Consider the following 6,000-nt stretch of genomic DNA (forward strand, 5'->3'; position numbering starts at 1 on the left):
CGATCAGCACAGCTGAATCGAAATCCTGGGGGATGGGCGCCCAGGGTAGCCACTCTAACAGAGTCCTACGGGAAACTGGATTGTGCCCCGGACAGCCCCGACATTCAAGGGCGACGGCGATAGGGGTTGCGCCGATGGAGCGCGTCCGGTCCGAGCGTACACGTTACTGGAACCGATTTCGCCCCGTCAGCCTTCAAGATTGGAAACCCGACGTTCGACGATCGTGCGTCCAATAGACTCCGGTTATGACACGCCCACGCTAGCCTTCTCGGATGATGGCCGGAAGATTAGCTCCCGGCTTGCAGCTTCACAGTCCTGCTGAAGAGGTACTGATATGGCGATCAACGGCCCAGACGCACCCGCATCACGGCGTCGCGCCATGATCAATCGTCGCCACGCCGTCAGCCTCGCGGGCGCAGCCCTGCTATTCCCGGGGACATCAGCCTGCGGTCAGTCCCGCAAGGATTTCCCGTCCAGACGCCCCCCCTTGCAGGAGCTCGCCGGAGCGGCGGGTCTTTTCTTCGGCGCTGCGGCCTTTCGTTCGGAAATTCAGCCTGGATCCCCGGTAAGGCCCCTCTATGAAAGAGAATGCGCTCTGATCGTTCCGGAGATGGAGCTGAACTGGGATCACCTGGTCACAGAAATCGATCATCAGCGGATGGAGGATTACGCGGGTCTCGTCCGCGGGATGGGCAAGTCGCTCCACGGCCATACCCTGCTCTGGCACCTGAGCGTCCCTCGATGGGTGCAGGACGCCTTGGGCGAGAAACCGGACTGGAGGATTGTCGCCAGCCACATCCGGTCGACGATTGAGCGCTACGGGCGCGATATCAAATACTGGGAGGTGGTCAATGAACCTCTGGATCCCGGTTTCAGAGACGACGGCCTTAGAGGGAGCGTCTTTCTGAAGGCGTTCGGGCCGGACTATATCCAGAAGGCGCTGGAAGAGGCCGCCGCCGCCGCGCCGAACGCCAGGCTCCTCATCAACGAATACGGCCTGGACTATGACATCCCAGCCGAACGGGATCGGCGACGGCACATGCTCCGCTTACTGGAAAAGTTGCTGAGCGCCGGCGCGCCGCTTCACGGCCTTGGCGTCCAGGGCCATCTCGACCTGCAGAAGAGCCCTTTTTCCCAACGCGCCCTGGCTGATTTCCTGGCGGAAGTCGCAGGCATGGGTCTTGAGATCGTCATCACGGAGCTCGATGTGCGAGAGCGGGACCTGGTGGAGACGCCCGCCGTTCGCGATCAGCGGGTCGCCGCACACGTCGGCCAGTATCTCGACGCCGCCCTTGATCACCCTGCCGTCAAGGGGGTGATCACCTGGGGCATCACCGATCGACACTCCTGGCTCGATCTCACGGACGAGGACATGGCCCGTTTTCCTCAGGCCTGGCGAGACGGATCCGGCCCCGGCCTCAATCGCGGCCTGCCTTTTGACAGCGATTTGAGACCGAAACCCATGCGTGAGGCTATCGCGGCCGCATTTCGGCGGCGGGCGCGCGCAATCCGAACAGGTTGAATCCTGCGGCTGAATTCGACCTGGGCGCGGTCAACCGCCTCAGTCCTCACCTCCGCAGACGCACCGAAATGGGGCAGTGATCCGAAGGGTGGTCGGCCTCCGGAGCGTCATAGACATATTCTTCAAACGACCCAGGCTCTAGACGCTTAGCGGCTTCCACCCCCACGACGATGAAGTCGATGAACTCACGGTAGCGCGCTTTGCAGGCCGCCGAACGATCGCCGCCGGCGAGGCTCAATGACGCCGCCGCCGGCTCTCCGTCATTGAGCCCGTCGAAGAAGGCATCGCCCCGGCTCGCCATGCGCCGGTTCCAGTCGCCCAGAACGACAAAGGCCTCGCCGGCCTGAGCTCGATCATCGACCCAGGCCTCCAGGACCGGGAGTTGGTCGAACAGCACGGGGCAATCAGGATCCGTCGAGGCGCGGCCTGAATTGCATCCGGACTTCAGGTGGACTGCCAGCAGTCGCAAGGGCCGCCCGTTGGCGACGGTGATGTCGACGCCCCAACGTAGGTTGGGGTTGCCGAGCGCCAGAGCCGAAAGGTCGTCGTTGCGCGACCAGGCCACGCCTTTGCGGATGGCGAAGCCGACGGCCTGGTTCTGGATGTGACGTCCTGGAAGCCCCCGGCATTCCGGCCCCCCGTTCGCCTGCCGGACGGGTCGACATGACGACATCGTATTTCTCCGGCTCGAAGACCCGCTCAGCCGCCGTTTGGTTCTCAATCTCCTGGAGAGCGATGACATCCGCTCCCAGGGCATCGGCGTGACGGCGCAGGAGGGCGTAATCCGCCTCCTTACGAGGTCTACATCCCTGGGCGTTCAGCTCGGCCAGATGCTCAAGGTTCCAGGTTGCGACCTTGAGCGCTGCGCCGCCCTGCGGGACAGGGGCCACGCCAGTGCAAGCCGACAAGAGAGCGGACACGACGAAGAGCATGGATGCAGCGGGTTTTACGGTCATGGCTAGATCAACAAGCAAGACAAGGAAGCCTCTCGATAGCTGACAAGGACGCTGCTTTCCAAGCGAAGCCCCGACATCGCGGGGCGCATTGGCGGGCCAGCCGCTGGCGCGCCGTCGCGTGCCCAGCGTAATCGGATTCCAGCGCCGTCGCCGCGACGCTGCTCTTCGGCCTGCTGACCTGCGTCGTGAGCCTTCTGTGTAGGCCTCACGACACAGGTCAGCAGCCCGCTCGAAAACCGCAAATTTAGGGATCAGATCGGCCGATCACGACCGCCCATACACGGTCACTGACCACGCTGGCCGTCCGGTGGGTGCCGGTTAGCCGCCAGGCCAGCCAAAGAGCCCTCCAATACTGCTCGACGTGCACTCCGGGCTTCCTCGCCCGGCTTTGCCGCGTCACTCATCACTGGCGCCGTCTCGCGTGCGAACGAGCATCAACTCGATGCGCTTCAGGGCCTGGAGCATCCGATAGGCGTGCAGCGTCGGCCACATCGCCAGCTTGATCATGAGCGCCATGATGAGGAGGACGCTGGCGGGCAGGCCGAACCTTAGGGCCGACAAGCTGTCCGTCGCGTGAAAGAAGTTCCAGGCTGCCCAGACACCAGCGACGAAGAGCAGAGATTGGGCGATCAACAGGACAATGCTGACCCAGCCCGACCGCCCGCCTATTACAGCGACCAACTGGTCGATATGGCCCGGTTCCTGCTCGATCTGTCGCAGCAGATCACGTTCTTCGGCGCGCAGGGCGGCGTCTATATCCTGGTCAAGGCTACGCATGGCCTTCTCCTTCCAGCACCGCGCGCAGCGCGCGTCGGGCATGCATCAGGCGGGTCTTGACCGTGCCCACCGGAACGTCGAGCGCAGCAGCCGTCTCGGCAACGCTCAATTCCTCGAAATAGAAGAGACCGACCGCCGCACGTTGAGAGGCCGGTAGTGCGCGGATTGCGGCAGTCAGCGGCGGCGCGTCAAATGCTCTTGGCTCGACTGGGTCTGCCAGAGCCTCACTAGCGAGAGCCTGGGCCAAGACGCGATCCTGCTGCCGTCGCCCGATCGCCCGGGCGCATCGGCGGGTCACGATTCGATAGGCCCAGGCGGGAAAGGCGACCTCATCCCTCAATCCAGCGAGTCCCTTCGCGATCTCGATCCAGGCGGATTGAGCGACATCGCGTGCCAGGTCCATGTCCCCCGTCAACCGCCACGCATGCGCGACAAGGCGACGGTCCCATCGCCGAGCAAGACGCTCATAGGCCACCCGATCTCCCGCCTGCGCGGAAACGACCAAGTAGCCATCGAGCGCCCTTGCATCGATCTTTTTCAAGAGGGGCGCGGACTGTATCATCGGCCTATAGGTGACGCGTTGTCAGCCGCCGGTTCAATTCGCTTTGTCGAATTCGGCTCTGCCGATTCTGCGGGCTCTGCCGCGCCTGCCGAAAGCAACCTTCTCAATGCATGAAGGGAGTCGGTGTAGGACTCGCAGCGCTGCTTATCGCTGCCGCGGGACTCTACTTCTGCTGGAAGACCGCGAACCGGCATGGGGCGATGCTCATCGCGAGCAAGGACCGGGTCCGCTACGTACTCCTCTTAGACTTTCAGAAGGTCTGCTCCAAGGCGCGCAGCCGGCGGCACAATCGGACGCTTGCGCACCATGGAGTAGGATCAGCAGCGATGCGCCCGGAATGACTCGAACACGTATCGCCAAACGCTCAATCTCGCCGCCAGCAACGACACCCGCTTGGCAGGGTGAGCATCAAACAATCTGATCGTTAGATGCGCAGCGCCCCAGGCTCGCGTCGCTAGGTTGCTTTCTCGCCCTTCGCTAGTGACAGCGTACGAGGCGCGGTCAGTGAGAAAAACCGATGCCGTTGGCGAACCAGAACGCGGCCGATAGCGAGAACGAAAAAGAAAGAAAAGCAGAACTACGTGTGCAAATTTTGCACACGCCGACCAACAACTTACTGATTATGCACCACAATCATCACCATCCATCATTGGGGCGACGGAAAACCGGTGCGGCGGATGCTGGCTCATGGCCCGCCCCTATAGAGAAAAGGGGGCGGATTGGCGACCGGCCCCGGCCAGCCTCAGCCGCGCGCCACCTGGAAGCCCGCGAAGGACTGGCTGACCGGCATCAGCTCCAGCGCATTGATGTTCAGGTGCGCCGGCAGGGTCGCAACCCAGAACAGGGTCTCGGCGATGTCCTCGCCGGTCATCGGCGCCGCTCCGCCATAGAGGGTGTCGGACGCCGCCTGGTCGCCGCCGGTGCGGACCAGGGTGAACTCCGTCTCGGCCATGCCCGGCTCGATGGAGGTGACGCGCACCCCCGTCCCGTGCAGGTCCGACCGCAGCCCCAGCGAGAACTGGCGCACGAAGGCCTTGGTTCCGCCATAGGCGTTGCCGCCCTTGTAAGGATAGGTCGCGGCCACCGAACTGATGTTCAGGATCGCCCCCTTGCGTGCGATCACGCGCGGCAGCAGGCGATGGGTCAGCGTCACCAGGCCGGTGATGTTGGTGTCGATCATCTGCCGCCACTGGGCCAGATCAGCCTCCTGCGCCGTCGCCGTGCCCAGCGCCAGTCCGGCGTTGTTGATCAGCACATCGATGTCGCGGAAACCTTCGGGCAAGGCGTCGAGCGCCGCGTCGATGGCGGCCTCGTCGCGCATGTCGAAGGCGGCGGCATGAACTCGATCCGCGCCCAGTTCGGCGACCAGTGCGTCCAGACGTTCCTGACGGCGGCCGGTGGCGATCACCTTCCAGCCCGCGCCCGCGAAACGGCGCGCCGCCGCCCGGCCGATGCCCGAGGTGGCTCCGGTGATCAGAATGACGCCGCTCATGATGTCCGTCCTGGCTGAGGCTTTAGTACCCGGCCGACTTAATCCCGCACCAGCCCGCCGTCGACCACCAGATTCTGTCCCGTCACCGCCCGGCTCCACGGCGAGGCGAAGAAGAGGGCCGCATCGGCGAACTCTTCCGGCGTCGTCACCGACCGCAACGGCGTCATGCTGGCGATCAGATCGAACACCGCTTCCGGCGTCGCGGCGCTGGCGTCGGTCGTCCGCAGCAGGCCGCCCGAGATCATGTTGACGGTGATCCCCGACGGCCCCAGATCGCCCGCCGCCGTCCGCGTCAGGCTGAGCAGGGCGGCCTTGGCGGCAGTGTAGTCGTGATAGGGCACCACCGGGTTCTGGAACAGATTGGTGCCGATGTTGATGACCCGGCCAAATCCTTGCGCGCCCATGCCCGGCGCCATCGCCTGAATGACGTTCAGGGCGCCGCGGATCACGGTGGCGAACTGGCGCTCCATGTCCGCCCACGGGATGTCAGCCATCTGGGCGCGGGCGTCGCCGTTGAAGCTGTAGTCCAGCGCATTGTTGACCACGGTGCTGACCGCCCCGCCGAAATGCGCCTCGACCTTGGCGACCATGGCGTCGACGCCTGCGCGGTCCGTCACATCGGCCTGAACCGCCAGCGCGCGCTCGCCCAGCTCCGCCGCCAGCGCCTCGGCCTGTCCGCCGCTGCTGCGCC

General features: G+C 64.4%; 6 protein-coding genes and 1 other annotated feature. Of the genes, 1 reads left to right on the plus strand and 5 read right to left on the minus strand.

The window, feature by feature from the left end; all coding sequences use genetic code 11:
- Positions 1-19: 19 nt before the first annotated feature.
- Positions 20-69: a sequence feature (sul1 is cis-regulatory element that is thought to sense ions involved in sulfur or methionine metabolism; They are found in Alphaproteobacteria), on the minus strand.
- 310 nt (positions 70-379) lie between these two features.
- A complete protein-coding gene (locus tag RT567_RS02410; RefSeq protein ID WP_178824337.1) occupies positions 380-1,522 on the plus strand; it encodes an endo-1,4-beta-xylanase in 1,143 nt (380 codons plus the stop codon).
- 46 nt (positions 1,523-1,568) lie between these two features.
- On the opposite strand, the gene RT567_RS02415 is transcribed toward RT567_RS02410, so the two are convergent.
- From RT567_RS02415 to RT567_RS02435, 5 genes are all read right to left on the minus strand, one after another.
- Positions 1,569-2,195, minus strand: a complete 627-nt coding sequence (locus tag RT567_RS02415) for a hypothetical protein (RefSeq protein WP_313574072.1) — start codon at positions 2,193-2,195, stop codon at positions 1,569-1,571.
- 679 nt (positions 2,196-2,874) lie between these two features.
- Positions 2,875-3,255 (minus strand): DUF6768 family protein, encoded by a 381-nt coding sequence (locus RT567_RS02420; RefSeq protein WP_200168129.1) that lies wholly within the window; start codon positions 3,253-3,255, stop codon positions 2,875-2,877.
- Complete coding sequence (locus RT567_RS02425) at positions 3,248-3,796, minus strand: RNA polymerase sigma factor (protein ID WP_234288791.1); 549 nt, start codon at positions 3,794-3,796, stop codon at positions 3,248-3,250. Before RT567_RS02425 ends, RT567_RS02420 begins: the two co-directional genes overlap by 8 nt.
- 763 nt (positions 3,797-4,559) lie before the next feature.
- Positions 4,560-5,309: an SDR family NAD(P)-dependent oxidoreductase gene (locus RT567_RS02430; RefSeq protein WP_313574075.1), complete on the minus strand. Its 750-nt coding sequence runs from the start codon at positions 5,307-5,309 to the stop codon at positions 4,560-4,562.
- 38 nt (positions 5,310-5,347) lie between these two features.
- Positions 5,348-6,000, minus strand: a 653-nt coding sequence (locus tag RT567_RS02435) for a 3-oxoacyl-ACP reductase (protein ID WP_313574077.1), incomplete at its 5' end; no start/stop codon positions are given.

The sequence above is a fragment of the Brevundimonas sp. genome (genome assembly GCF_032107865.1).
Classification (GTDB): Bacteria; Pseudomonadota; Alphaproteobacteria; order Caulobacterales; family Caulobacteraceae; genus Brevundimonas.

Coding starts and splice junctions, on each gene's coding strand:
- RT567_RS02410 (WP_178824337.1), top strand. CDS start 380: ATGATCAATCGTCGCCACGCCGTCAGCCTCGCGGGCGCAGCCCTGCTA.
- RT567_RS02415 (WP_313574072.1), bottom strand. CDS start 2,195: ATGTCGTCATGTCGACCCGTCCGGCAGGCGAACGGGGGGCCGGAATGC.
- RT567_RS02420 (WP_200168129.1), bottom strand. CDS start 3,255: ATGCGTAGCCTTGACCAGGATATAGACGCCGCCCTGCGCGCCGAAGAA.
- RT567_RS02430 (WP_313574075.1), bottom strand. CDS start 5,309: ATGAGCGGCGTCATTCTGATCACCGGAGCCACCTCGGGCATCGGCCGG.